The organism is Lysinibacillus sp. FSL P2-0066 (genome assembly GCF_037969495.1).
Lineage (GTDB): Bacteria > Bacillota > Bacilli > Bacillales_A > Planococcaceae > Lysinibacillus > Lysinibacillus boronitolerans.
Genome location: NZ_CP150202.1, coordinates 4,368,226 through 4,394,440, shown reverse-complemented (window position 1 = coordinate 4,394,440; position 26,215 = coordinate 4,368,226). Strand labels below are relative to the sequence as shown.

The window sequence follows — 26,215 nt, the reverse complement described above, 5'->3', positions numbered from 1 at the left end:
AGGAGTAGGCTATATGCGACGATTAAAAGTAATTATTAGCTATGATGGAACACTTTTTTCAGGCTATCAGATACAGCCAGGGGAACGTACAGTGCAGGCTGAGCTTGAGCGTGTTCTAGCCATTATGCATAAGGGAGAATCGGTTAAGGTAACTGCAAGTGGTCGTACAGATGCTAAAGTACATGCGACAGGGCAAACATTGCATTTCGACACACCACTTGGCATACCTGTAGAAAAGTATAGTAAGGCTTTGAATGTGCAACTGCCACGAGATATTCGTGTATTATCGGTAGAGGAAGTGGCTCATGACTTTCATGCGCGTTATGACGTGGCTGGAAAAAGATATCGCTATATTTGGTCTTGTGAGCCTATCCAAAGTCCATTCCGCAGATATTATACTGTAGAGACAAATGGAGTCAAACCTAACGTAGAGGCGATGCAAGAGGCAGCTAAGGCTATTATTGGTACACATGACTTTTCTTGTTTTTGCGCGGCGAATACAAGTGTGAAAGATAAAGTACGCACAGTAACATTATTGCAATTTGAATGGCATGGTGAAGAGCTACATATGGTGATTGAAGGGAATGGCTTCTTATATAATATGGTGCGTATTATTGCAGGTACTCTTTGGGAGGTTGGCATAGGTCGACGTATGATTGAAAATGTGTCCGAGGTAGTTGCTTCAGGTAATCGTGATAAGGCGGGAAAAACCGCACCACCACAAGGGCTGTACTTAGAAAAAGTGTTCTATTAGTGGCGTTCTACAATTCTGAACAACTTCACCAGGTGTTTAATGAAATTGCTTGACTTTAAAAGTCATTCATTATATGATAACAGATGGTATTTTCATTACCACCACAAATAAGCCCCGAAACTTATAGTGTAGTCTAATGAAAAATAACGGTAATCGAATCGATTAGGAGGATATATACATGCGTACAACATTCATGGCTAAAGGTCACGAAGTAGACCGTAAATGGTTAGTAGTTGATGCAGAAGGCCAAACTCTTGGACGTTTAGCTTCTGAAGTAGCTGCAATCTTACGTGGTAAACATAAACCAACATTCACACCAAACGTTGATACAGGTGATCACGTAATCATCATCAACGCTGACAAAATCCATTTAACTGGTAACAAATTAGAGGGTAAACTATACCGTCACCATACTCAATTTGCGGGTGGTTTAAAAACACGTACTGCTGGTGAAATGTTAGATAAATACCCAACAAGAATGATCGAATTAGCAGTTAAAGGAATGCTTCCTAAAAACTCTTTAGGTCGTAAAATGTTCACTAAACTTAATGTTTACACTGGAACAGAGCATCCACATGCTGCACAAAAACCAGAAGCATACGAGCTTCGCGGATAATATAAATTAAGAGGAGGATATTACTTTGGCACAAGTTCAATACATCGGCACTGGTCGCCGTAAAAGCTCTGTAGCTCGCGTACGTTTAGTACCAGGTACAGGTAAAATTGTTATCAACAAACGTGAAATCGAAGAATACGTACCATTCGCTGCATTACGCGAAGTAATTAAACAACCATTAGTAGCTACTGAAACTACAGGAAGCTATGATATCCACGTAAACGTTAACGGTGGTGGATACACTGGTCAAGCTGGTGCTGTTCGTCACGGTATCGCTCGTGCTCTACTTCAAGTAGACCCAGATTTCCGTGCTGCATTAAAATCAGCTGGATTACTTACTCGTGATTCACGCATGAAAGAACGTAAAAAACCAGGTCTACGCGGCGCTCGTCGTGCACCTCAGTTCTCAAAACGTTAATATCTGCTTTCTATACAAAGACTCTTTCTACTTTCGTGGAAGGAGTCTTTTGTCATTCCATCATAAAAAGCAATCTTTGAAGTTACTTCAAAGATTGCTTAACACTATTTCTTATGAAACTGAAGATGAAGTTGATGCACCTGCTCGGCTAATGCAGGAACGGGGCCATCTATAATAGTATCTTGAATGACTTCATGAATGGATAAATTACGAACTCGTGATGTAGAAATGATACCCATCTCATTTAGCCATTGCGCTAACTGTTTAGATGAGCTAGCGTAAACAATTCTTCCAAGCCCAACCCATCCATGGGCTGCAGCACACATTGGACAATGTTCTCCAGAAGTGTAAACGGTTGCTGAGCCTCTTTCCTCGAGACTCATATTTTGTGCTGCCCAGCGTGCTAATGCAAACTCTGGGTGCTGTGTATGATCCCCGCCCGATACACGATTTTGTTCTTCTGCCAGTATCTCGCCATTTGAATTTACAAGTATCGAACCAAAGGGCTCATCTCCTGCTTCCAGCGCATTTTTGGCAAGCTCGATGCATCTCTCTAGATGCTTTAGATCTACGTCCTGGATCATGAAAAAACCTCCTTATGTGTTAACTATTATTTCGCTTTGCTGCAGCTTCTTTTAAAATTTGCTCAATGTCATAAAAGCCTAGTTTTTTTGCATGCTGCAATGGCGTGACACCATCTCGATCTCCGATAGACATATCAGCACCATAATCTACTAATAGTTGCACAATTTCTTGATGCTTTTCCCCGCCACTGCCTAATATGACTGCCTCCAATAGAGCAGTCCAATGCAAATTATTAATGTGATTGACATCAATGTCTGAGTGATTAAGTAGCTCTCGAACTACCTCAACATGCCCACGTTCTGCTGCAGGGATGATGGCAATTCCACCAAAGCGATTAGTCAGCTTTGTATCTGCCCCTGCCACTATGGCAAGTTTAACGATTTCTAAATAGCCTGATGCACCTGCATGTAAAAGTACGTTCTCAAGGTTATTATCTCGAATATTAATATCTGCACCATGTTCAATGAGCACCTTCACAGTATCCACCTGATTATTATAAGTGGCAGCTAAAACAGCCGTTCTTCCATTCTGATCCGTTACATTAATATTGATGCCATTTTGCAGAAGTGCTAATACTTTGTCAGTATCACCGTTCGCTGCTGAAAGTATTAATTGATCATTCATTTTTCCACCTTCTTTTCTTTGGAGGTGTCCAGCAATATAACAGCCAAATGACTAGTGTATATAACTGTATCCTACTTTTTCGTTTATAAAAATATGGTAACACGTTACGAATTGTACGAGTAATATGAAAAAAATATGCTGTGCTTAGTTTTTTCATATAATAAATAATAGGAAGGTATTTGCTGGAGATTAAGAAGATCTAGAAAATAATCATTAGCTTTTTACATAGACAACACTATTTCTGTGCAGATTTAATATATATTAAAAATATTTTCGTATAAGTTTATGTTTTTTTAAGAAATTATTTAGGGGGGGTTTAACATTCCACTTTAATATAGTTTCAGAAGGTACAACAAACCTTTCATTTTAAAAAATTATCGTTATAGGTTTGATGTAACTCAAAATATAAACTAACCGATGGAGGTAAGTAGTTATGAAAAAATTATTAATAGTATCTGTTGCAGCAATAGCATTACTGGCAGCATGTCAAGATAAGGCGCCTACAAAAGGCAATACAACGAATAGTGAGGAAGTCAAAACAGAAAGCGCTTCAACAGAAAATACTGCCAAAGAGCAATTAACAAAGGGACAAGAAATGGCTAATATTCTAAGTGGTACAAATTGGCAAGGTACAAAAGTTTACGACAAAGATAATAATGACTTAACAGCTGAGAACGCAAATTTCATTGGGTTAGCAAAATATGATGCTCAGACAGGTCATTATGAATTCTTTGACGCTGCTACAGGTGAAAGCCGTGACGATAAAGGGACATTCTTTATCACAAATGATGGGAAACAAAGAATATTAATTTCAGAATCGAAAAAATACCAAGCGGTTGTCGAGATCACTGAGCTAAACGATAGTATCTTTACCTATAAAAGAATGGGTAAAGATGCTACAGGAAATGATGTGGAAGTATTCGTGGAACATATACCTTATAAAGAAAAGGAACTGGCATTTACAGATTCCGATAAAACGTTAGATGCTTCAACAGGTGATATTGTTACAGACGTGGACGGAGACAAAATTTTAGCTGATACATTATGGCATGGAACTGTTGTGTTAGATGAAGCGGGTAATGATGTAACAGAATTCAATTCAAATTTCATTAGCATTGCAAAGTATGATGCAAATACAAATAGATATGAGTTCTTCAATCCTGAAACAGGTGAAAGTCGTGGAGACTATGGTTACTTTGATGTCATTCATGATAATAAAATAAGAGCGCATGTTTCTATCGGTGATAATAAGTATGGTGTCGCCCTTGAAATTACAGAAATCAACGATAAGAAGTTCACGTATAAACGAACAGGTAAAGACAAAGAGGGTAATGAAATAACTGTATTTGTAGAGCATGAACCATATACAGGTGAATTTAACCCTACCTTTACAATACAATAAGTTGTTCTTCCTCCCTTAATATAGAAGAAAACTCTCAAGTTTGCGACTTGGGAGTTTTTTTTACTTTCTGGCATAGTTTATCCATTAATTTCGTACACTAAATGTAAAAGGGTGGTGGATATGGGTGAAGCGCTGGCTTGCACTAGGAGTAATTATGCTTATGAGTATAGTGGTCGTGGCATATGAAACAAATGCTTCGGACCGTAACTTCTTCTTACCGGACCCACTTGGTGGCATAAAAATTGTCATTGATGCAGGGCATGGTGGTGAGGATGGAGGAGCTTCAAAGGGCGAAGTGATTGAAAAGGATATTACACTTGCAATTGCTCAGCATGTAGAGAAGCAATTAAAGAAAAAAGGCGCAACGGTTATAATGACACGAACAAAAAATGGGGATGTAATAGATGAGCATGCGCCATCAGAAAAATATGGAACAATGAGAGAACGGAAAAAGCAAGATATTTTCTTAAGAAAGGATATCGTGGAAAAGGAAAAGCCTGATGTATTTATAACTATTCATGCAAATGCCATACCTGAAACAAAATGGCGTGGCGCACAGGTATTTTACCATAAGGAAGGACATGCTGATGGAGAGATTCTTGCCAAGAGTATTCAACAATCCATTCGCACTAATTTAAAAAATACAGACCGTGAAGCATTGTCTATTAAGCAAATCTATTTATTGAAGAAAGCGGAAGTACCTGCAGCTTTAGTAGAGACTGGTTTTATTAGTAATGATGAGGAACGAGCATTATTAGTTGATAAAAAGTATCAAGAAAAAATGGCAGATGCCATAGTTGAAGGTATAGAAGACTATTTATTAGCTAAAATTGAGTAGAGCAACATCTACAACGTAAATCAAATCATTATGATATACTAATATTGAGACAATATAAGGGGAGTGTTCGTCGTGATTACTGAACAACAAGTACGAGAAATACTAGGACAACTACAAGATCCATTTTTACATAAATCGCTTGCAGAAACAGATGGTATAACGAACGTAGCAATAAAAGAAGAAAAAAATCATGTCAGTGTAAAAATTGCCATTGCTAAACTGAATACACCTGAACAATTACAACTACAAATGAAAGTTGTTGAGGTGTTGAAAGAAGCGGGTGCAAACACGGTTGGTATCCGCTTTGAAGAACTTTCAACAGAAAAATTACAAAGCTTCCGTGGTACAGCAACAGAGTCAGAAGCACAGGATATTTTATCACCGCTAAGCACAGTACAAGTAATTTCAATTGCTTCTGGTAAAGGTGGAGTAGGTAAATCGACGGTATCAGTTAACTTAGCTGTTGCTTTAGCTCGACTAGGAAAGAAAGTCGGCTTAATTGACGCAGATATTTATGGATTTAGTGTGCCTGATATGATGGGTGTGACGGATATGCCTAAAGTAGTCGATAATCGTATTTTCCCAGTAGATCGCTTTGGGGTAAAAATGATTTCAATGGGGTTCTTTGTGGAAAATAACGCACCGATCGTATGGCGTGGTCCAATGCTGGGTAAAGTATTAGATCAGTTCTTCCGTGATGTGGAGTGGGGTGAATTAGATTATCTATTATTAGATTTACCTCCTGGCACAGGTGACGTTGCATTAGATATCCATCAAATGTTACCTTCATCAAAAGAAATTGTTGTAACAACACCACACCCAACAGCAGCATTTGTTGCGGCACGTGCAGGGGCAATGGCGCTTCAAACAGACCATGAAATTTTAGGTGTTATCGAAAACATGGCATGGTTTGAATCTAAATCAGGTGACCGAGAATTTGTCTTTGGGCAAGGAGGAGGTCCAAAGCTAGCTGATGAATTACGTACAGAGCTACTTGGACAAATCCCGCTTGGGCAACCAGATTGGACAGATGAAGATTTTGCTCCTTCTGTATATGCTGAAAAACATACAACAGGACAAATTTATTTAGATATTGCTACCAAAATCATCGGTAAATTAAATAAATAATAAAAAACGGATTTCCACCACTTTTATGGGGAAATCCGTTTTTACATTACCAAGGTTACTCGGTACCTTTTTGTTCCTTACCCGATCCACCACCGCTATCGCCACTTGCTTCTTTCTTATTGCCACTTCCTGATGAACTTGTTTCGCCACTCTTTTTAATAAGTTCCTGCCATTTAGATTGCATTAAAGGGCTTTCGATCGTTTCCTTTACGACTTCCTCCATTTGCTTGCGCATATTGGAAGATTTAAGGATAGTCTCCAACTGCTTTTGCATATCGGGCTGCCCGAAAAATGCCTCCATATCCTTTTGGAAAGTCGGATCTTTTATTAAGTTCTTCATAATATCCTGTTGCTGTTTTTGCATACTTTTCGCAACAGTTTCTTTAAACTTTGGATCTTCAAAGGTTTTTTTCCAAAAGTCTTCTGCTTCCTTGGAAAGTAAAGTTTCCTCGGTAGCCTTTTTCACTTCATCATGCTCTAAAATCAAGAGCTCACGGAAACTTGGCTCCTCCAAAAGCTGTCGCAATGCCTTTTTACCATCCTCTGTTTGCAAAGAGTCAATCATGATTTTTTTTATTTCATCATAGGACATGGTAGAGGTTTTATCTTGTGAACAGGCAGAAAGAAAAAGCATTAGAATCAGTAATAAGGTGAATTTTCGCATCGGCAATCAGTCCTTTCTCTAGAGAGACTCTTTCAATTATTGTTCACATTTCTGAGGACTTTATGTATTGGTTAGGATGAGAAATAGCTTTTTTAACAAGGCATTGATAAAATAAGGACAGATATATTGAGAAATTGGGGGACTTTTAGTTGTGACGATACGAAATTGGGCAAAGTTTTTCTTCTTTGCAATGCTCGTTGGTGGTGCAGTCAACGGAGTTTTTAGTTTATTTATTCGCTGGGAATTCTTCCAACCATACATAGCAAACGGTCAATGGGGTGAGTTTTTCGCAGGACTTTTATGGATGGTTTTCTTAGGGTTTACAATGAGTGTTATTGCACAAGCTGGCTTTTTCGCTTATTTAACACTTCATCAAGTAGGTGTTAATATTTTTAGAACACTGACATTATGGAATTGGGTACAACTATTATTAATTGCCATTACGATTTTCGATATTATTTTCTTCCGCTTTATTCCTGGAGTTAAGGATGGGCAAAGCTGGTTGTTCTATGTAGGACTATTAATTGTGCTCATCTTTGGGGCCATAGCAACAGCTGTTCAAAAAGTAAAATTAACAGGGAAAAAACATGTAATGATTTCTGCACTATTCTTTATGATTGTCATTACAACGTTGGAATGGACAATTGCATTGATGGGTCGAGATGAAAATATTAATGAGTATGTTGCGCTTTTATTATTCCCGTTATTGGCGGTTAATGCGTATCAATTATTAGTATTACCTAAATATAATGCAAAATCCGATGAGGATCGTCAAAAATTAGAAGCACGCCGTAAAGCTCGTCGTGAACAGGCTAAAAACGCATAAGGAAAAAATTGCCCCACTATAGTGGAGGCAATTTTTTTATGGGGCTTTTTTAGTTTGAACTTTATAACCAAATATATTTTCTTCAATCGACATAAACTTATGTTGTTGTATTAGCGTGTTAAACTCTTTAAAGGATATTTGATTTTTTTGGTGTAGTGGGAAAAAGACAAAATCCCCTTTTTGTAATTTCGGAGTTTTCTCACCTTGCCAAATAAGAGAAGGAGATAGTAAATTCATTTGTTGTTGGAATAAAGCTTTCTGTATATCCTGTGAATATTGATGATTTCGGGTAGCAAACCATAAAGGTTTTTCTTTTAAATATTTTTCGTAAGTATCAATATCCTTTTGGATGAGCGCAATATCAACGGGTTCTTCTACTGAATCATCCGGCCCAAGTAATCCTGTAGGCAATTTTCGTTGTTGGATAATTTTTAAATGATCGGGTGACCGTTTAATCCAGTCGGCATCTAAAAGTAGAAGTGGGTAAGGCTCCTTCACCGTTTGTAGCCATTCTAATAGAGAGTCATCAGAGAAAGAAATCTCTACAATCAGAGATATGCCATAATGTCCTTTCGTGACCACTACTGGTGCATTCGCAATATTGAATACAGAAATCATCGTTGAATTTATAGGCTTTAGAAAGGCAAAGAGCGTTACGATTAAAAGCAGTGAAATCAACGTTTTACGGACCATAATGATAACCTCGTTTCTAAAATATTAAATAAAAAATGAATCTCCTTAAAAAAACTTATGATTTAGTGTTGACTTTCATGAATAATCGATGTTATTATGTATAAGTCGCCAAGAGGTGACAACGAAATAAAGAAAACATGAACCTTGAAAACTGAACAAGCAAAACGTAATCAATAAAGTTTTTAGTAGCTAACCTTGAGTTAGTAAACGAAACAAAATTTTGGACATCAAACATGATGCCAGCAAAACAATTTGAGCTAATCAAATTTCTTTTATGGAGAGTTTGATCCTGGCTCAGGACGAACGCTGGCGGCGTGCCTAATACATGCAAGTCGAGCGAACAGAAAAGGAGCTTGCTCCTTTGACGTTAGCGGCGGACGGGTGAGTAACACGTGGGCAACCTACCCTATAGTTTGGGATAACTCCGGGAAACCGGGGCTAATACCGAATAATCTCTTTTGCTTCATGGCAAGAGACTGAAAGACGGTTTCGGCTGTCGCTATAGGATGGGCCCGCGGCGCATTAGCTAGTTGGTGAGGTAACGGCTCACCAAGGCGACGATGCGTAGCCGACCTGAGAGGGTGATCGGCCACACTGGGACTGAGACACGGCCCAGACTCCTACGGGAGGCAGCAGTAGGGAATCTTCCACAATGGGCGAAAGCCTGATGGAGCAACGCCGCGTGAGTGAAGAAGGTTTTCGGATCGTAAAACTCTGTTGTAAGGGAAGAACAAGTACAGTAGTAACTGGCTGTACCTTGACGGTACCTTATTAGAAAGCCACGGCTAACTACGTGCCAGCAGCCGCGGTAATACGTAGGTGGCAAGCGTTGTCCGGAATTATTGGGCGTAAAGCGCGCGCAGGCGGTCCTTTAAGTCTGATGTGAAAGCCCACGGCTCAACCGTGGAGGGTCATTGGAAACTGGGGGACTTGAGTGCAGAAGAGGAAAGTGGAATTCCAAGTGTAGCGGTGAAATGCGTAGAGATTTGGAGGAACACCAGTGGCGAAGGCGACTTTCTGGTCTGTAACTGACGCTGAGGCGCGAAAGCGTGGGGAGCAAACAGGATTAGATACCCTGGTAGTCCACGCCGTAAACGATGAGTGCTAAGTGTTAGGGGGTTTCCGCCCCTTAGTGCTGCAGCTAACGCATTAAGCACTCCGCCTGGGGAGTACGGTCGCAAGACTGAAACTCAAAGGAATTGACGGGGGCCCGCACAAGCGGTGGAGCATGTGGTTTAATTCGAAGCAACGCGAAGAACCTTACCAGGTCTTGACATCCCGTTGACCACTGTAGAGATATAGTTTCCCCTTCGGGGGCAACGGTGACAGGTGGTGCATGGTTGTCGTCAGCTCGTGTCGTGAGATGTTGGGTTAAGTCCCGCAACGAGCGCAACCCTTGATCTTAGTTGCCATCATTTAGTTGGGCACTCTAAGGTGACTGCCGGTGACAAACCGGAGGAAGGTGGGGATGACGTCAAATCATCATGCCCCTTATGACCTGGGCTACACACGTGCTACAATGGACGATACAAACGGTTGCCAACTCGCGAGAGGGAGCTAATCCGATAAAGTCGTTCTCAGTTCGGATTGTAGGCTGCAACTCGCCTACATGAAGCCGGAATCGCTAGTAATCGCGGATCAGCATGCCGCGGTGAATACGTTCCCGGGCCTTGTACACACCGCCCGTCACACCACGAGAGTTTGTAACACCCGAAGTCGGTGAGGTAACCTTTTGGAGCCAGCCGCCGAAGGTGGGATAGATGATTGGGGTGAAGTCGTAACAAGGTAGCCGTATCGGAAGGTGCGGCTGGATCACCTCCTTTCTAAGGATTATTTCGGAATACAAACCTTGGGTTTGTAAGATTACGTTTTGCGTTCAGTTTTGAAGGTTCATTCTTCCTGAATGAAACACTTCAAAACTTGTTCTTTGAAAACTGGATAAAACGACATTGAAATTGTAACAAACACATTTATTTTTTAAGTTTTTTATAGGCTTAATAACTTGGTTAAGTTATTAAGGGCGCACGGCGAATGCCTTGGCACTAGGAGCCGAAGAAGGACGGCACTAACACCGATATGCTTCGGGGAGCTGTAAGTGAGCTTTGATCCGGAGATTTCCGAATGGGGGAACCCACTACGTTTAATCGCGTAGTATCTTGACGTGAATACATAGCGTCTTGAAGGCAGACCCAGGGAACTGAAACATCTAAGTACCTGGAGGAAGAGAAAGAAAAATCGATTCCCTGAGTAGCGGCGAGCGAAACGGGAAGAGCCCAAACCAAGAGGCTTGCCTCTTGGGGTTGTAGGACACTCTATACGGAGTTACAAAAGAGCGAGTTAGATGAAGCGACTTGGAAAGGTCCGCCAGAGCAGGTAAAAGCCCTGTAGTCGAAAGTTCGTTCTCTCCTGAGTGGATCCTGAGTACGGCGGAACACGTGAAATTCCGTCGGAATCCGGGAGGACCATCTCCCAAGGCTAAATACTACCTAGTGACCGATAGTGAACCAGTACCGTGAGGGAAAGGTGAAAAGCACCCCGGAAGGGGAGTGAAAGAGATCCTGAAACCGTGTGCCTACAAGTAGTTAGAGCCCGTTAATGGGTGATAGCGTGCCTTTTGTAGAATGAACCGGCGAGTTACGATTACGTGCAAGGTTAAGCTTTAGAAGGCGGAGCCGCAGCGAAAGCGAGTCTGAATAGGGCGAAGTAGTACGTGGTCGTAGACCCGAAACCAGGTGATCTACCCATGTCCAGGGTGAAGGTGAGGTAACACTTACTGGAGGCCCGAACCCACGCACGTTGAAAAGTGCGGGGATGAGGTGTGGGTAGCGGAGAAATTCCAATCGAACTTGGAGATAGCTGGTTCTCTCCGAAATAGCTTTAGGGCTAGCCTCGTGATGAGAATACTGGAGGTAGAGCACTGTTTGGACTAGGGGGCCATCCCGGTTTACCGAATTCAGACAAACTCCGAATGCCAGATATTTATACACGGGAGTCAGACTGCGAGTGATAAGATCCGTAGTCAAAAGGGAAACAGCCCAGACCACCAGCTAAGGTCCCAAAGTAATCGTTAAGTGGAAAAGGATGTGGCGTTGCACAGACAACCAGGATGTTGGCTTAGAAGCAGCCATCATTTAAAGAGTGCGTAATAGCTCACTGGTCGAGTGACGCTGCGCCGAAAATGTATCGGGGCTAAACGATTCACCGAAGCTGTGGATTGACATCTACGATGTCAGTGGTAGGAGAGCGTTCTAAGTGCGTTGAAGTCAGACCGGAAGGACTGGTGGAGCGCTTAGAAGTGAGAATGCCGGTATGAGTAGCGAAAGACGGGTGAGAATCCCGTCCACCGTATGACTAAGGTTTCCTGAGGAAGGCTCGTCCGCTCAGGGTTAGTCGGGACCTAAGCCGAGGCCGATAGGCGTAGGCGATGGACAACAGGTTGATATTCCTGTACCACCTCCTCACCGTTTGAGAAATGGGGGGACGCAGTAGGATAGGGTAAGCGCGCCGTTGGTTGTGCGCGTCCAAGCAGTAAGGCGTGTGTGTAGGCAAATCCGCACACTGTAACGTTGAGCTGTGATGGCGAGTCCGTATGGACGAAGTTCCTGATTTCACACTGCCAAGAAAAGCCTCTATCGAGGTGAGAGGTGCCCGTACCGCAAACCGACACAGGTAGTCGAGGAGAGAATCCTAAGGTGTGCGAGAGAACTCTCGTTAAGGAACTCGGCAAAATGACCCCGTAACTTCGGGAGAAGGGGTGCTCTTGAGCGTGCAAGCGCATGAGAGCCGCAGTGAATAGGCCCAGGCGACTGTTTAGCAAAAACACAGGTCTCTGCAAAACCGTAAGGTGACGTATAGGGGCTGACGCCTGCCCGGTGCTGGAAGGTTAAGAGGAGTGGTTAGCGCAAGCGAAGCTGCGAATTGAAGCCCCAGTAAACGGCGGCCGTAACTATAACGGTCCTAAGGTAGCGAAATTCCTTGTCGGGTAAGTTCCGACCCGCACGAAAGGCGTAACGATCTGGGCACTGTCTCAACGAGAGACTCGGTGAAATTATAGTACCTGTGAAGATGCAGGTTACCCGCGACAGGACGGAAAGACCCCGTGGAGCTTTACTGTAGCCTGATATTGAATTTTGGTACAACTTGTACAGGATAGGTAGGAGCCAGAGATCTCGGAGCGCCAGCTTCGAAGGAGGCGTCGGTGGGATACTACCCTGGTTGTATTGAAATTCTAACCCATGCCCCTTAGCGGGGCAGGAGACAGTGTCAGGCGGACAGTTTGACTGGGGCGGTCGCCTCCTAAAAGGTAACGGAGGCGCCCAAAGGTTCCCTCAGAATGGTTGGAAATCATTCGTAGAGTGTAAAGGCACAAGGGAGCTTGACTGCGAGACCTACAAGTCGAGCAGGGTCGAAAGACGGGCTTAGTGATCCGGTGGTTCCGCATGGAAGGGCCATCGCTCAACGGATAAAAGCTACCCCGGGGATAACAGGCTTATCTCCCCCAAGAGTCCACATCGACGGGGAGGTTTGGCACCTCGATGTCGGCTCATCGCATCCTGGGGCTGTAGTCGGTCCCAAGGGTTGGGCTGTTCGCCCATTAAAGCGGTACGCGAGCTGGGTTCAGAACGTCGTGAGACAGTTCGGTCCCTATCCGTCGTGGGCGTAGGAAATTTGAGAGGAGCTGTCCTTAGTACGAGAGGACCGGGATGGACACACCGCTGGTGTACCAGTTGTCTTGCCAAAGGCATCGCTGGGTAGCTATGTGTGGACGGGATAAGTGCTGAAAGCATCTAAGCATGAAGCCCCCCTCAAGATGAGATTTCCCATTACGCAAGTAAGTAAGATCCCTCAAAGACGATGAGGTAGATAGGTTCGAGGTGGAAGTGTGGTGACACATGGAGCTGACGAATACTAATCGATCGAGGACTTAACCAAAACGTTTGAAACATTCAATGCACCGTTTATCCAGTTTTGAAAGAACAAATCTTTCAACAAAAAAAGAGAGCTTCAAGACACAAGTAGTACAAGGAAGCAAACGAGTGATTGAAGGAGCGTACTTATGTACGTGACTGATTGAACGAGAGCAGCTGACGCAGTAATACGCCGTGTATTGGAGGTCGAATAAGTCTAGTGATGATGGCAAAGAGGTCACACCCGTTCCCATACCGAACACGGAAGTTAAGCTCTTTAGCGCCGATGGTAGTTGGGGGCTTCCCCCTGTGAGAGTAGGACGTCGCTAGGCGCAAAAAGTCGCTACTGATACACTCAGTAGTGGCTTTTTTTATTTGAACGGATTCTTTATTTATAAACGCATAAATAAGAAGGCATCCATTGAGGATGCCTTCTTATTTTAATACTTAATGTGTATGAACTGTAGTAGCTCGTAGTTCAATACGACGAATTTTCCCTGATGTTGTTTTTGGTAACTCATCAATAAAGACAATGCTACGAGGATATTTATAAGGGGCTGTTAACGCTTTAACATGCTCTTGTAGCTCCTTTGTTAACTCATCTTCATTACGCTCTTTGAAGCCTTCTCGTAAGATCACAAATGCCTTTACGATATGTCCTCTGATTTCATCTGGCGCAGCTACAACTGCACACTCTTGTACAGCTTCATGTTTGTTTAATGCATCTTCAACTTCAAATGGTCCGATCGTATAACCAGATGAAATAATTATGTCATCCCCACGGCCTTCAAACCAAAAGTAACCGTCTTCATCACATTTTGCTTGATCACCTGTAATATACCAATCCCCACGGAATGCAGCTTGTGTGCGCTCGGGTTCTTTATAATATTCTTTAAATAAAGCTGGTGAAGATTTGTGAACAGCAATATCACCAACTTCGCCAATCGGTGCTTCGTTTCCTTCATTGTCGATAATACGTACAATATTACCTGGAGTTGGAACACCCATAGATCCAGGGCGTAATTCTGTGTTTTCGAGTGTACCAATTAATAATGTGTTTTCTGTTTGTCCATAGCCATCACGTACTTTTAGTCCAAAATGATTCATAAACGTTTCGATAACTGGGCGATTTAAAGGTTCACCAGCAGAAACAGCACTACGTAAAGATGATAGATTATAATCTTGTAAATTATCAATTTTCGCCATAATACGGTATTCAGTCGGTGTACAACATAGAACATTAACTTTTTCATCCTGCATTAATTGAAGGTAGGTTTTTGCATCGAATCCACCATGATAGACAAATGCGGTAGCACCGAGCATGATTGTTGATAAAAAAGGACTCCATATCCACTTTTGCCAACCTGGAGCAGCTGTTGCCCACACAAGGTCTCCTTCACGTACACAAAGCCATTTTGAAGCTGCAGTTCTAATATGCGCATAACCCCAGCCATGTGAATGAACAACACCTTTAGGTTTGCCAGTGGTACCAGATGTATAAGATAGGAATGCCATGTCATCACGTGTAGTAGCTACAGCTGTAAATGTAACTGGTTGCTTGTTTGCCAATTCATCTAGAGAAGTCCAATCTCCTTTCGCAGCACCGATCACTAGTTTATTTTTCAATGCGTCTACAGAAGAAGTAATTTGATCAATTTCACTAGTAAAAGCCTCATAGGCAATCACTGCACTAGCAGAAGAATGCTCCATACGATATTCTAAATCGCTTGCACGTAGCATCTCTGAACATGAAATAGGTACAATGCCAGCCTTTAAGCAGCCTAAAAAAACGAAATAGGCTTCTGGAAGTCGAGGAATAATAACTAATACACGATCACCCTTTTGAAGCCCCTTCTCCGTAAAAGCATTTGCGTATTGATTCATTTTTTGATTAAGTTCCACATAAGAAACTGTCCGTCTCTCTTGTTGGGTATTTAACCAACGTATTGCTTGGCGATCACTATCTTGCGAAAATTTTTCTAATTCCTCTGTGATGTTATAAAATTCAGGTGCAATTAAATCATTTGATACCATCTTGAACATCCTCCCCCAGAAAATTTGATAGAAAATTCGTAAAACTATTTTTATTTTAACAATTGAAATAATATACAGCAAGAATAATTAGTACGTTAAATAGAAATATTAGAGTTAATAGAGAACTATTATGCTGTGAGACGAATATAGAAGCAGACTTCGACAAAAAAATATAAAAATTTTCATAAAATGTGTTGCATTATTTATAATGCTTGCTATAATAATAAATGTACTTAAGAGGTTGTCTAAAACCAAAGTGAATAGTATCGTTCCGAAGTAGCTCAGTTGGTAGTAGCACCTGACTGTTAATCAGGTTGTCGCAGGTTCGAGTCCTGCCTTCGGAGCCATTTTTTTGCCCTTTTTTTAAGTACTATAATACATAAAAAAATTTTTAAAAAAGCATTGCAATTATTAATTAAAAATGTTATTATAATTCTTGTCTTGTTTGAGACGTAATATTGGCCCCTTGGTCAAGTGGTTAAGACACCGCCCTTTCACGGCGGTAACACGGGTTCGAATCCCGTAGGGGTCACCATTTAAAACATAGGCTTTATAAAGAAAATAAACTGTGATATAACACCTGTTTCTATGGAGGATTAGCTCAGCTGGGAGAGCATCTGCCTTACAAGCAGAGGGTCGGCGGTTCGAGCCCGTCATCCTCCACCATTCTTATTGTGTTATTTCGGAGGGGTAGCGAAGTGGCTAAACGCGGCGGACTGTAAATCCGCTCCTTAGGGTTCGGCGGTTCGAATCCGTCCCCCTCCACCAGTTTTATAAATGATTGGGGTATAGCCAAGCGGTAAGGCAACGGATTTTGATTCCGTCATGCCTAGGTTCGAATCCTAGTACCCCAGCCATTTTTTCTTTTATGAGCCATTAGCTCAGTTGGTAGAGCATCTGACTTTTAATCAGAGGGTCGAAGGTTCGAGTCCTTCATGGCTCACTTTTCTAGAATAAAATTATTCAAAAGTGTTATATTAACTACAGATAACTAATCTCTTGCTGAAAACAGTAGGAGATTTTTTTATGTTATTTATAAATGAATAAATATGCAACTTTTTGTCGAGTTGAACCAAGTAGTATGTAGGCTTTACAATAGTCTTATAACTTTTAGGGGGTATAAAAACATGAATAAACTTAATATTTCTATTATTGGAGTACCAACAGATTACGGACAAACACGTCGTGGTGTAGATATGGGACCAAGTGCTATTCGATATGCAGGTGTTGTTGAACGTTTAGAGGCTATCGGACACGATGTACAGGATCAAGGGGATATTCGTGTTAGTCAAAAGCTTGCAGACGGAGCTGTGGATGAAAAATTACTAAATTTAGAGGAAGTTGTAGAAGTTAGCACTGCATTAGCCAATAGTGTACATGAAGTAGTGGAACAAAAAAAATTCCCACTAGTATTTGGTGGAGATCATAGTATTGCTATTGGAACATTAGCAGGATTAGGCGAGCATTACAAAAATCTTGGTGTTATCTGGTATGACGCTCATGCAGATTTAAATACACCTGAAACAACACCTTCAGGCAATATACATGGGATGCCGTTAGCAGTTAGTATTGGGCTAGGACATGAGCGTTTAGTGCAAATTCGTAACTATGCTCCAAAAATTAAGCCAGAAAACGTTATAATTATTGGAGCTCGTTCAGTAGACCCAGGAGAGCGTGAATTGATTCGTCAACAAGGAATTAAAGTATATACAATGCATGAAATTGACCGACTTGGCATGACACGTGTGATGGAAGATGCACTTGCTTATTTAAAGGAACGAAATGTTGATGGCTTACATTTATCGCTTGATTTAGACGGACTAGATCCACTTTATACGCCAGGTGTGGGTACACCAGTCCCAGGCGGAATTACTTATCGAGAAAGCCATTTAGCAATGGAAATGTTACAAGAATCAGGCATGGTAACTTCAGCAGAGTTTGTAGAGGTAAATCCTATATTAGATGAAAAGAATACAACAGCAAATGTGGCTGTTGCATTAATGGGATCTTTATTTGGCGAAACACTAGTTTAAAGAAAATTTGACAAAAAATTGCCTGTTGCCACATTGCATAAAAATCTTTTGCTATAATTGAATTAAAACGAAACTTTTCTTATCGGTGCTTCGTATAGTATAAGACAGTTGTAAAGGTGGAGAAGTCAACACAATGGATGCGTTAGTAAATAAGAGAATAAAACAAGTGCTTAAAGGCGATCAAAACGCATTTGCCGATATTGTGAGTCTCTATCAGCACAAACTGTACCAAGTATGCTATCGAATGTTAGGCAACAAACAAGAGTCTGAAGATATTGCTCAAGAGGCTTTTGTGCGTGCTTATATGAACTTGCATACATTTGATCAGAAAAGAAAGTTTTCGACGTGGCTTTATCGCATAGCGACAAACCTCTGCATTGACCGTATTCGAAAAAAGAAACCGGATTATTATTTAGATGCAGAAGTAGCTGGTACAGAAGGGCTTGATATGTATTCGCAAATCGCAGCAGACGACCAGCTACCAGAGGAGCAGTTAGAACAAATGGAGCTGCAAGATCGCATTCAATATGAAATTGGACGATTGCCGGATAAATACCGTTCGGTTATAGTATTGAAATATATAGAAGAGTTATCGTTACAAGAGATTAGCGAGATTTTAGATATGCCGCTTGGAACGGTGAAAACGAGGATTCACCGCGGACGTGAGGCATTACGTAAGCAATTAAACAATCTGTAGGAGGGGGAGCGTCATGAATACTTGTCCAGAGCATATTATAGACTATATGCATGATTATTTAGACGGTGACATTAGTCGTGGGCATGAGCAAGAGTTGAAACAACACTTGCATACATGTAATGATTGTAAACAGTTGATGCAAGAATTGAGTGAAACAATCGCCTTTGTGAAGAGTGCTTCCCATATTACAGCGCCTCCGGATTTTGAAGCAGCAGTGATGGCTCGTTTACCAAAACCAAAAAGTCGAGTAGGTATACAAAAATGGATTCGCCGGCATCCGTTCTTTGTGGCAGCAGCAGTATTTTGCTTATTCATGAGTGCTACATTATTGGGTAGCTTCATGGATGACCAGCATTTCTCAGTGACCAAGCAACCTAATTTAGTTGTTGAAGGTCAAACAGTGATTGTCCCTGAAGGGGAAGTGGTGAAAGGCGATATTGTTGTAAAAAATGGCGATTTGATTGTTGAAGGTGAAGTTGATGGCAACGTCACAGTAATTAACGGGCAATATATGGCATCTTCAGCGGTAGTTTCAGGGAGAATCGAAGAAATAGACGAAGTATTTGAATGGTTATGGTATACGATTAAAAATTCTGTTAAGACTGCCATGACATTTGAGGAAAAAGAAGAAACTAAATAACACTCTATACGTCCTAAAAAATAGTGCACGTGAGAGGCTGAAAGGTCTACTCTTCTGAGTAGACTTTTTATTTGAAAAAAGTTACATTTGTTAAGAATGTGATATACTTGAATGTGTATGGATTCGTAATGAAAAGTGGGGGATGCCACGTGCAAATTATCGAACATTTCACGGATTTAACGCCTGTGAATATTGTTATTAACTTCATTGATGTACTGCTCGTTTGGTACGTTGTTTATAAAGTCTTAACCCTCATTAAAGGTACGAAGGCTGTCCAATTACTTAAGGGAATATTCGTCATTATTATTGCACGAATTGCAACAGACCTTTTAGGGTTACAAACACTTGGCTGGATGCTACAACAAGTTATTGAGTTTGGTTTCCTAGCGATTATTATCATTTTCCAACCTGAAATCAGACGTGGTTTAGAACAAATTGGGCGAGGAAAGCTATTCCAACGTTCATCTAGTCAAGAGGAAGAAGAACAAACAAGACTTATTGAGGCAATGAAGAAGTCTGTAAGTTATATGGCTAAACGTCGAATAGGTGCGTTAATTTCTATTGAAAAAGAAACAGGTCTTAATGAATATATCGAAACAGGTATAGGGCTAAATGCTGAAATTTCATCAGAATTACTGATAAATATCTTTATACCAAATACGCCGCTACATGATGGGGCGGTTATTATGCAAAAAGATAAAGTGACAGCAGCAGCTTGTTATTTACCTTTATCTGAAAGCCCATTTATTTCAAAAGAGTTAGGGACACGCCACCGTGCTGCTCTCGGCTTAAGTGAAGTTACAGATGCTATTACAATTGTTGTGTCAGAAGAAACAGGCGCAATTAGTATAACATTAAATGGTAATCTCCATCGAAATCTTTCTCTAGAGGAGTTCGAAACATTATTACGAAAAATGTGGTTCGGATCAGCACAAGAATCAAATGCATCCTCTAAGTTGACTTGGAGGGGGAAAAAGAATGGATAAAATGATGGATAGCCCTTGGGTATTAAGAATCATCGCGCTATTTTTAGCATTTTTGCTTTTTTTCTCAGTGCGTACCGAGTTGTCACCATTAAATAAAGCTACTTCAAATGAACAAACGGATGTTATTCGCGATGTTCCAGTAGATGTTTATTACGATAATGAGAATCTTATTGTGACAGGTTTACCTGAAACCGTAGATGTAACGATAGAAGGTCCGATGGCATTGGTTTTAAAAGCAAAGGGAGCTAAGGATTTTTCTATATTTGCCGATTTAAGCAACTTATTACTTGGAGAGCATGATGTAAAACTGCAATACGAAAATATTTCAGAAAAGTTAAAGGTGACATTAGACCCTGCAACTGTTCATGTTAATATTGAGGAAAAGGTCACACAGGAGTTCCGAGTGGACCCTGAAATGAACAAACGTTTAATCGAAGAAGGTTTTATCTTAAAAGAAATGACGGCCAATCCGCCAACTGTTTATGTAACGGGTGCAAAAAGTGCTATTGAAAGCATTAGTTATGTAAAAGCAACTGTTACAGGAGAGCAAGGCTTGAAGGAATCGTTCTCTCAGGAAGCGGCTGTAAAAGTATTAGATCGAGATTTAAATAAGTTAGACGTGACTATTGAACCTGAAATTGTGAAGGTTCAAGTAGATATAGCGGAGTATAGTCGAGAGATCCCAGTTGTCCTTAAGGAAACAGGGCAAGCAGCGGAAGACATTACCATTAATTCATTAACATTTACACCAAAAATGGTCAAAGTGTATGGTAGAAAATCAATTATTGATAGTTTAACATCCATTCCAATAACAGTTGATCTGTCAAAAATTACTGAGTCCAAAACTTATGAATTTGATGTAAAATTACCAGATGGTGTGACAAAAATATCTGACAAGAAAATAAAAGTGAAGGCGGATATTACAAAGATTGAGAAAGAAGAACAGCAGAAAACACCAGCTTCTACAGAGGAAACGCCACCTCCAACGGAAGAACCTAATGTGACAGATGAGAACACTACAACTGATAAAAATACGTCAACCGAGGAATCGGAAGATATTGATTCTTAAACAATATGTGACTATAATTTTATTTTGATTCTAAATCAAAAATCCAATCAGGTTTGTGATTCAGGTTTCATCAATCAAACTGGCAGAGTGGAAAATTAATAATTACCAACGAATGAACAAAAGCAGACTTTTCCAAAAGTAAGCGGACAAGTGTCTAATGCTTAATAGAAACTCACTAGGCACTGTCTTGCATTGAAGGAGAGAATAAGTAGAATGGGTAAATATTTTGGAACAGATGGCGTCCGTGGCGTCGCGAATAGTGAATTAACACCAGAATTTGCATTTAAACTTGGTCGTATAGGCGGCTATGTTTTAACCAAAGATGCAACTGACCGTCCAAAGGTTTTAATTGGTCGTGACACACGTATTTCAGGTGAGATGCTTGAAGGTGCACTTGTGGCTGGTCTTTTATCAATTGGGGTAGAGGTAATGCGACTTGGTATTATTTCAACACCAGGTGTGGCATACCTTACTCGAATTATGAGCGCAGATGCAGGCGTCATGATTTCAGCTTCACATAACCCAGTTGCAGATAACGGTATTAAATTTTTCGGTCCTGATGGCTTTAAGCTAACAGATGCACAGGAAGCGGAAATTGAAGCGTTAATTGATGCACAAGAGGATACATTACCACGTCCTATAGGAGCAGATTTAGGATCTGTAAGTGACTATTTCGAAGGTGGTCAAAAATATATTCAATACTTAAAGCAAACAGTGGATGAAGAATTTGATGGTATCCATGTAGCGCTTGATTGTGCACATGGTGCAACTTCCTCTTTAGCTACACATTTATTTGCTGATTTAGAAGCTGACATTTCTACAATGGGCGCTTCTCCAACTGGCTTAAATATCAATGATGGTGTAGGCTCAACACATCCAGAAGGACTAGCAAAATTTGTTACTGAAAAAGGTGCAGATGTTGGTTTAGCTTTTGATGGCGATGGAGACCGTTTAATTGCTGTAGATGAAAACGGAAAAGTTGTTGACGGTGACCAAATTATGTTTATCATCGGTAAGCATTTAAATGCAGTAGGGCGTTTGAAGAAGCAAACAATTGTTTCAACAGTAATGAGCAATATGGGCTTCTATAAAGCTGTGGCTGACAATGGTATGCAGAGTATACAAACAGCTGTAGGAGATCGTTATGTTGTGGAAGAAATGCGTGCCAATGAATACAATTTAGGTGGCGAGCAATCAGGGCATATCGTCTTCCTAGATTTTAATACAACAGGTGATGGCTTACTGACAGGAATTCAGCTTGTCAACATTATGAAAGTGACGGGTAAAAAGCTTTCAGAACTTGCAGCTGAAATGAAAATATACCCTCAGCGTCTTGTCAATGTGCGTGTAACAGATAAGCATGCTGTGACTGATAATGCAAAAGTAGCTACAGTAATTGCAGAGGTAGAAGCTGAAATGGCTGGAAATGGTCGTGTTTTAGTGCGCCCTTCAGGTACAGAGCCATTAGTACGTGTCATGGTGGAAGCGGCAACAGAAACAGATTGCGAGCGTTTTGTCGAGCGTATTGCGGATGTGGTACGTGCAGAAATGGGCCTAACAGAATAGGAAATATAGTGTAAACCCGATTTCCGTAAACAGGAAATCGGGTTTACTTATTTGAAAGAAATGTTTTAAATAAGCGAGATGGGGAACAGTAATTAAGAGTCACAATAACAAGGAGTGTTTAATTGATATGGCTAAAATTGCTACAGTTATAACAGATATGTTTGAGGACATTGAGTTTACAAGCCCTAAGGAAGCTTTAGAATCAGCTGGGCATCAGCTTGTAACAATTGATACCGAAGCGGGTAAGGAAATTAAGGGTAAGCATGGAGAGTCAGTGAAAATTGATAAAGGCATTGATGAAGTAAAAGCTACTGATTACGATGCGTTATTTATTCCTGGTGGTTTTTCTCCTGATATATTACGTGCGGATGATCGTGTAGTAGCATTTGTAAAGTCCTTTATGGATGAAATGAAGCCTACCTTTGCCATTTGTCATGGACCACAACTTCTCATTACTGCAAAGACATTAAATGGTCGTGACGCCACAGGCTATAAATCCATTCAAGTGGATTTAGAAAATGCAGGGGCAAACTTCCATGATGAAGAGGTATTTGTCTGTCAAAAGCAGCTTGTAACAAGTAGAACGCCAGACGATCTTCCTGCGTTTAATCGAGAAATCGTTAAATTATTAGACAGTAAATAAAGGAGAGGCACAAGCATTTTATATGCTTGTGCCTATTTTGTATTACAATGCTTATCAAAGTGCTTATATATCGCTTTGTCTACATATTTGTCACGAAAAAGCCTTAGGACTAGGTGTTTTTTATAACGAAAATTTGACGGATAGCATATGATTGAGTATGATGGAGAAGTTGAAGATGAGGTCCGACCTTATCCTTTAACGAGCGCCTAAGGAGGGAAGAAAGCGCAAAATCGGAAAACAATTATAGCGCCTGAGCTGAAGAAATCGGACGAAAAGATCTTCAGCAGACGAGGTGGAGGTTTATCGAAAATTCGGCGGATGCCTCCCAATCGACATACCCGATTGTCATTTTCCATTTTGAAAGCATTTGAGTGATTGAATGTACAGAAAATGGAGAAGGTATTGTAAAAGCAATAGATAAATAGATGAAGCTTCACATATCGAAGATCTCTATTCAGTTGGCTGAGTAGAGTGAGTAGCTTGTGTGTATTGGAGTGCTTTATTTTTTATAAAAATAAAGCAATGCTTGTACATTCAAAAAAATCGATAGGATGAGGCCTAGTTTGTCATTGCATTAAATTGACATTATCGGAGGACGAGAATTATGTGTGGAATTGTAGGATATATTGGTGAATCAGATGCAAAGGAAATTTTATTAAAAGGCTTAGAAAAGTTAGAATACCGTGGTTATGACTCAGCTGGTATTGCAGTACGTAATGAGGAAGGCGTAACGGTTTTCAAAGAAAAAGGACGTATTGCAGATTTACGAGAAGCGGTAGATGAAGATGTTACGGCTAAAATTGGTATTGGTCATACACGTTGGGCAACACATGGTGTACCAAATCGTTTAAATGCTCACCCACATCAAAGTGCATCAGGACGCTTTACACTTGTGCATAATGGGGTTATTGAAAACTATCACTTATTGCAAAAAACATATTTAAAAGGCATTCCAATGAAATCTGATACAGATACAGAGGTTATTGTGCAATTAGTAGAGTTATTTGTGAAAGATGGTCTAAGCACAGCAGACGCTTTCCGTAAAACATTATCTCTATTACATGGCTCCTATGCACTAGCACTATTAGATGCAGAGGCAGCAGATACAATCTTTGTAGCAAAAAATAAATCACCACTTCTAGTTGGAATTGGTGAAGGCTTCAATGTTGTTGCGTCAGATGCAATGGCGATGCTACAGGTAACAGATCAATACGTAGAGCTTCACGATAAAGAGGTAGTTATCGTACACAAAGCAAGTGTGGAAATTACAAAATTAGATGGTACTGTAGTAGAGCGTGCACCATATACTGCTGAGCTTGATATGAGTGATATTGAAAAAGGCACATATCCACACTATATGTTAAAAGAAATGGATGAGCAGCCTACAGTTATTCGTAAAATCATTCAGGCATATGAAGGTGACAATGGCGATTTAACGATTGATGCGGAGATTTTAGAAGCCTTACGAGCAGCAGATCGTTTATATATTATTGCAGCGGGCACTAGCTACCATGCTGGTCTTATTGGTAAACAATATTTCGAAAAAATGGCTGGTATCCCTGTAGAAGTGCATATTTCGAGTGAATTTGGCTATAACATGCCATTACTTTCAGAAAGACCATTATTTATCTTCATTACACAATCAGGTGAAACAGCAGATAGCCGTCAAGTACTTGTAAAAATTAAAGAGTTGGGCTATCCAACATTAACGATTACAAATGTACCTGGCTCTACGTTATCACGCGAAGCTGACCATACATTGTTATTACATGCAGGTCCAGAAATTGCTGTAGCTTCTACAAAAGCTTATGTGGCACAAGTAGCAGTACTTGCATTAGCAGCCTATGTAACAGCAAAGGCAAATGGCAAAGGCTTAGAATTTGATTTAAAACAAGAGCTCGCGATTGCCGCTAATGGCATCCAAACAATTATTGATTCAAAAGATGTGTTAGAAGATATTGCAGAAGATTACTTAAAAATCGCACGCAACGCATTCTTCATTGGCCGTAATATGGACTTCTATGTCAGCCTTGAAGGTGCCTTAAAACTAAAAGAAATCTCGTATATCCAAGCAGAAGGCTTTGCTGGTGGAGAACTGAAGCATGGAACAATTGCCTTAATCGAAGAAGGTACACCTGTGTTTGCGCTTGTCACACAAGCTTCAGTAGGATTAAACATCCGTGGTAATGTCAAAGAAGTAGCAGCTCGTGGTGCATATCCATGTATTATCGCGATGGCAGGCATTGATGAAGATGGCGACCGTTTAGTCATTCCGCATGTTCATGAATTACTAACACCACTTGTATCAGTAGTACCTTTACAGTTAATTAGCTACTATGCTGCACTTCACCGCCGCTGTGATGTGGATAAACCACGTAACCTAGCAAAATCGGTAACTGTTGAGTAAGAACAAAAATTAGATTTAATTGTGAGTTATAACTAATGCTGTCATATTTTATAATTATATTTGTCATATAAATATAAGATAAATTGACACTATAACAAACCTTGGTACAGTTTTGATGCTGCTGTATCAAGGTTTAAATTTCATTCAATTTGTCTTTTTATAGTACGATTGATTAAAAATAAGCATGAAAACTCATGTAATTATTATAACTAATATTGTCATTTATCAGCTATAAATGATTAGGATCATAATAGCTGGAAAAGTACAATAAAAGATAAACATTTTGTGAGGGTCACACAACCGGAACTAGACATATCAATTTTGGTTGTTAAACAACAAAAAAGTGACTATATTTCAATACATTTTATATTAACTATATTCAAATGAAGAGCTGTTTAATCAATAACATATGATTAAACAGCTCTTCATTTGTTTTTTAAAACTTTAGGTTGTCTATGTAGTTTTGAAAGTTGATCTGACTAATGTATAAAATAATGGAATGATTTGGAATTAAATTCGATCGTTTTATAAAAGAGTTTGATCAAAACTTCAAAAGAAATGTACGAAATTCAATATTATCAAATGTTCTTTTTGCCTTTAAATATTTAGATGAAGAGCAAGAAATTAAATTATTTGATGTAATTAATTCAAAAGGTAACAGAAATGACCAAGTACTATTTCATAG

At 40.3% G+C, this 26,215-nt stretch carries 19 protein-coding genes, 6 tRNA genes, 3 rRNA genes and 1 pseudogene; 24 read left to right on the top strand and 5 right to left on the bottom strand.

Translation table 11 applies throughout. The features are described from left to right. The first annotated feature begins 13 nt into the window (after nt 1-13). From truA to rpsI, 3 genes are all read left to right on the top strand, one after another. Nucleotides 14-754 carry a tRNA pseudouridine(38-40) synthase TruA gene (gene truA / locus MKZ14_RS21840; RefSeq protein WP_016994491.1) on the top strand — a complete coding sequence of 247 codons (741 nt, stop codon included), beginning with the start codon at nt 14-16 and terminating at the stop codon, nt 752-754. 178 nt (nt 755-932) lie between these two features. Continuing rightward, nucleotides 933-1,370 (top strand): 50S ribosomal protein L13, encoded by a 438-nt coding sequence (gene rplM, locus MKZ14_RS21835; protein WP_004233742.1) that lies wholly within the window; start codon nt 933-935, stop codon nt 1,368-1,370. A gap of 25 nt (nt 1,371-1,395) precedes the next feature. Next, nucleotides 1,396-1,788 (top strand): 30S ribosomal protein S9, encoded by a 393-nt coding sequence (rpsI, locus tag MKZ14_RS21830; protein WP_004233744.1) that lies wholly within the window; start codon nt 1,396-1,398, stop codon nt 1,786-1,788. A 104-nt stretch (nt 1,789-1,892) separates the two neighbouring features. Here the strand turns inward: rpsI and MKZ14_RS21825 are convergent, their stop codons facing one another. Beyond that, nucleotides 1,893-2,372 carry a nucleoside deaminase gene (locus MKZ14_RS21825; RefSeq protein WP_339280500.1) on the bottom strand — a complete coding sequence of 160 codons (480 nt, stop codon included), beginning with the start codon at nt 2,370-2,372 and terminating at the stop codon, nt 1,893-1,895. Nucleotides 2,373-2,391: 19 nt separating this feature from the next. Continuing rightward, nucleotides 2,392-2,997, bottom strand: coding sequence for an ankyrin repeat domain-containing protein (locus MKZ14_RS21820; protein ID WP_312124170.1), 606 nt, complete (start codon nt 2,995-2,997; stop codon nt 2,392-2,394). A 520-nt stretch (nt 2,998-3,517) separates the two neighbouring features. On the opposite strand from MKZ14_RS21820, the pseudogene MKZ14_RS21815 reads away from it, so the two are divergent. The 3 genes and pseudogenes from MKZ14_RS21815 to MKZ14_RS21805 form a co-directional block, all read left to right on the top strand. Next, nucleotides 3,518-4,399 (top strand): annotated as a pseudogene (locus MKZ14_RS21815) (DUF4822 domain-containing protein); the annotation flags it as partial. Nucleotides 4,400-4,523: 124 nt separating this feature from the next. Next, nucleotides 4,524-5,237, top strand: coding sequence for an N-acetylmuramoyl-L-alanine amidase (locus MKZ14_RS21810; protein ID WP_036077736.1), 714 nt, complete (start codon nt 4,524-4,526; stop codon nt 5,235-5,237). 72 nt (nt 5,238-5,309) lie between these two features. After that, nucleotides 5,310-6,365, top strand: a complete 1,056-nt coding sequence (locus MKZ14_RS21805; protein WP_016994496.1) for a P-loop NTPase — start codon at nt 5,310-5,312, stop codon at nt 6,363-6,365. A gap of 55 nt (nt 6,366-6,420) precedes the next feature. On the opposite strand, the gene gerD is transcribed toward MKZ14_RS21805, so the two are convergent. Then, the gene (gerD, locus tag MKZ14_RS21800; protein ID WP_016994497.1) at nt 6,421-7,029 is read right to left on the bottom strand and encodes a spore germination lipoprotein GerD; all 609 of its coding nucleotides are present in this window, start codon (nt 7,027-7,029) and stop codon (nt 6,421-6,423) included. Between the two features lie 151 nt (nt 7,030-7,180). On the opposite strand from gerD, the gene MKZ14_RS21795 reads away from it, so the two are divergent. Beyond that, nucleotides 7,181-7,855 carry a KinB-signaling pathway activation protein gene (locus tag MKZ14_RS21795; protein ID WP_009374014.1) on the top strand — a complete coding sequence of 225 codons (675 nt, stop codon included), beginning with the start codon at nt 7,181-7,183 and terminating at the stop codon, nt 7,853-7,855. A 36-nt stretch (nt 7,856-7,891) separates the two neighbouring features. Here MKZ14_RS21795 and MKZ14_RS21790 read toward each other — a convergent pair whose 3' ends face one another. After that, the gene (locus MKZ14_RS21790) at nt 7,892-8,548 is read right to left on the bottom strand and encodes a hypothetical protein (protein ID WP_339280499.1); all 657 of its coding nucleotides are present in this window, start codon (nt 8,546-8,548) and stop codon (nt 7,892-7,894) included. Between the two features lie 271 nt (nt 8,549-8,819). Between MKZ14_RS21790 and MKZ14_RS21785 the strand changes: the two genes are divergently transcribed. From MKZ14_RS21785 to rrf, 3 genes are all read left to right on the top strand, one after another. Continuing rightward, nucleotides 8,820-10,371 (top strand): 16S ribosomal RNA (locus MKZ14_RS21785). A gap of 181 nt (nt 10,372-10,552) precedes the next feature. Continuing rightward, nucleotides 10,553-13,480, top strand: a 23S ribosomal RNA gene (locus tag MKZ14_RS21780). A 191-nt stretch (nt 13,481-13,671) separates the two neighbouring features. After that, nucleotides 13,672-13,787, top strand: a 5S ribosomal RNA gene (gene rrf, locus MKZ14_RS21775). Together the 16S, 23S and 5S rRNA genes form the textbook arrangement of a ribosomal RNA operon. Nucleotides 13,788-13,902: 115 nt before the next feature. Here the strand turns inward: rrf and MKZ14_RS21770 are convergent. Continuing rightward, entirely contained in the window at nt 13,903-15,489 is a 1,587-nt protein-coding gene (locus MKZ14_RS21770; protein WP_339280498.1) for an acyl--CoA ligase, read from the bottom strand. Nucleotides 15,490-15,759: 270 nt separating this feature from the next. Between MKZ14_RS21770 and MKZ14_RS21765 the strand changes: the two genes are divergently transcribed. From MKZ14_RS21765 to glmS, 14 genes are all read left to right on the top strand, one after another. Then, nucleotides 15,760-15,836, top strand: a tRNA-Asn gene (locus tag MKZ14_RS21765). Between the two features lie 113 nt (nt 15,837-15,949). Next, nucleotides 15,950-16,024, top strand: a tRNA-Glu gene (locus tag MKZ14_RS21760). Between the two features lie 55 nt (nt 16,025-16,079). Continuing rightward, a tRNA-Val gene (locus MKZ14_RS21755) sits at nt 16,080-16,155 on the top strand. Between the two features lie 18 nt (nt 16,156-16,173). After that, nucleotides 16,174-16,257, top strand: a tRNA-Tyr gene (locus MKZ14_RS21750). 14 nt (nt 16,258-16,271) lie between these two features. Continuing rightward, nucleotides 16,272-16,346 (top strand) — tRNA-Gln (locus tag MKZ14_RS21745). Nucleotides 16,347-16,359: 13 nt separating this feature from the next. Next, nucleotides 16,360-16,432: transfer RNA gene (locus tag MKZ14_RS21740), tRNA-Lys, on the top strand. A 184-nt stretch (nt 16,433-16,616) separates the two neighbouring features. Then, nucleotides 16,617-17,522 (top strand): arginase, encoded by a 906-nt coding sequence (gene rocF / locus MKZ14_RS21735; protein ID WP_036075010.1) that lies wholly within the window; start codon nt 16,617-16,619, stop codon nt 17,520-17,522. 133 nt (nt 17,523-17,655) lie between these two features. Continuing rightward, on the top strand, nt 17,656-18,219 hold the full coding sequence (gene sigW / locus MKZ14_RS21730; protein WP_004225410.1) for an RNA polymerase sigma factor SigW: 564 nt from the start codon (nt 17,656-17,658) through the stop codon (nt 18,217-18,219). A 13-nt stretch (nt 18,220-18,232) separates the two neighbouring features. Beyond that, nucleotides 18,233-18,859, top strand: a complete 627-nt coding sequence (locus MKZ14_RS21725) for an anti-sigma factor (protein WP_339280497.1) — start codon at nt 18,233-18,235, stop codon at nt 18,857-18,859. 149 nt (nt 18,860-19,008) lie between these two features. Then, nucleotides 19,009-19,845, top strand: a complete 837-nt coding sequence (gene cdaA / locus MKZ14_RS21720; protein WP_016995289.1) for a diadenylate cyclase CdaA — start codon at nt 19,009-19,011, stop codon at nt 19,843-19,845. Continuing rightward, nucleotides 19,838-20,914, top strand: coding sequence for a CdaR family protein (locus tag MKZ14_RS21715; RefSeq protein ID WP_036075017.1), 1,077 nt, complete (start codon nt 19,838-19,840; stop codon nt 20,912-20,914). The genes cdaA and MKZ14_RS21715 overlap by 8 nt, the downstream gene beginning before the upstream one ends. 213 nt (nt 20,915-21,127) lie before the next feature. Continuing rightward, a complete protein-coding gene (glmM, locus tag MKZ14_RS21710) occupies nt 21,128-22,480 on the top strand; it encodes a phosphoglucosamine mutase (RefSeq protein WP_339280496.1) in 1,353 nt (450 codons plus the stop codon). A 127-nt stretch (nt 22,481-22,607) separates the two neighbouring features. Continuing rightward, nucleotides 22,608-23,123 carry a type 1 glutamine amidotransferase domain-containing protein gene (locus MKZ14_RS21705; RefSeq protein WP_016995286.1) on the top strand — a complete coding sequence of 172 codons (516 nt, stop codon included), beginning with the start codon at nt 22,608-22,610 and terminating at the stop codon, nt 23,121-23,123. A gap of 604 nt (nt 23,124-23,727) precedes the next feature. Then, nucleotides 23,728-25,530: a glutamine--fructose-6-phosphate transaminase (isomerizing) gene (gene glmS / locus MKZ14_RS21700; protein ID WP_016995284.1), complete on the top strand. Its 1,803-nt coding sequence runs from the start codon at nt 23,728-23,730 to the stop codon at nt 25,528-25,530. Nucleotides 25,531-26,215 lie beyond the last annotated feature (685 nt).

Excerpts from the sequence above, each read along its gene's own strand:
- MKZ14_RS21790 (WP_339280499.1), bottom strand. The coding sequence starts at position 8,548 with ATGGTCCGTAAAACGTTGATTTCACTGCTTTTAATCGTAACGCTCTTT.
- MKZ14_RS21705 (WP_016995286.1), top strand. The coding sequence starts at position 22,608 with ATGGCTAAAATTGCTACAGTTATAACAGATATGTTTGAGGACATTGAG.
- glmS (WP_016995284.1), top strand. The coding sequence starts at position 23,728 with ATGTGTGGAATTGTAGGATATATTGGTGAATCAGATGCAAAGGAAATT.
- MKZ14_RS21820 (WP_312124170.1), bottom strand. The coding sequence starts at position 2,997 with ATGAATGATCAATTAATACTTTCAGCAGCGAACGGTGATACTGACAAA.
- MKZ14_RS21825 (WP_339280500.1), bottom strand. The coding sequence starts at position 2,372 with ATGATCCAGGACGTAGATCTAAAGCATCTAGAGAGATGCATCGAGCTT.
- MKZ14_RS21725 (WP_339280497.1), top strand. The coding sequence starts at position 18,233 with ATGAATACTTGTCCAGAGCATATTATAGACTATATGCATGATTATTTA.
- gerD (WP_016994497.1), bottom strand. The coding sequence starts at position 7,029 with ATGCGAAAATTCACCTTATTACTGATTCTAATGCTTTTTCTTTCTGCC.
- rplM (WP_004233742.1), top strand. The coding sequence starts at position 933 with ATGCGTACAACATTCATGGCTAAAGGTCACGAAGTAGACCGTAAATGG.
- sigW (WP_004225410.1), top strand. The coding sequence starts at position 17,656 with ATGGATGCGTTAGTAAATAAGAGAATAAAACAAGTGCTTAAAGGCGAT.
- glmM (WP_339280496.1), top strand. The coding sequence starts at position 21,128 with ATGGGTAAATATTTTGGAACAGATGGCGTCCGTGGCGTCGCGAATAGT.
- MKZ14_RS21715 (WP_036075017.1), top strand. The coding sequence starts at position 19,838 with ATGGATAAAATGATGGATAGCCCTTGGGTATTAAGAATCATCGCGCTA.
- MKZ14_RS21770 (WP_339280498.1), bottom strand. The coding sequence starts at position 15,489 with ATGGTATCAAATGATTTAATTGCACCTGAATTTTATAACATCACAGAG.
- truA (WP_016994491.1), top strand. The coding sequence starts at position 14 with ATGCGACGATTAAAAGTAATTATTAGCTATGATGGAACACTTTTTTCA.
- rocF (WP_036075010.1), top strand. The coding sequence starts at position 16,617 with ATGAATAAACTTAATATTTCTATTATTGGAGTACCAACAGATTACGGA.